The following is a 260-nucleotide window of genomic DNA, read 5'->3' as shown; positions in this document are numbered from 1 at the left end:
AATGAACTTTGAAAATTGAACAGCAGGTTAATTCAATGAGTCCTTTAAGGACAATTGATTAATCGTTTAAACCATGTAAGACAAAACTTACTTGATTTAAACCACAAACAAACCAAGCCAGATATTTTAGAGATAACAATAGTCTGAGCACAGTAACAAATTTTTTATGAGAGTTTGATCCTGGCTCAGGATGAACGCTGGCGGCGTGCCTAACACATGCAAGTCGAGCGAGGGTTTGCTCAGTATTGAGTATTCTAAGT

The 260-nt window shown here is 36.9% G+C and carries 1 rRNA gene; it reads left to right on the top strand.

The features are described 5' to 3' along the window. Positions 1-162: 162 nt before the first annotated feature. Positions 163-260, top strand: a 16S ribosomal RNA gene (locus tag HMPREF0634_RS09840); the annotation flags it as partial.

Source organism: Peptostreptococcus stomatis DSM 17678 (assembly GCF_000147675.1).
Lineage (GTDB): Bacteria > Bacillota > Clostridia > Peptostreptococcales > Peptostreptococcaceae > Peptostreptococcus > Peptostreptococcus stomatis.
This window is presented reverse-complemented; position numbering and strand designations above follow the sequence as displayed.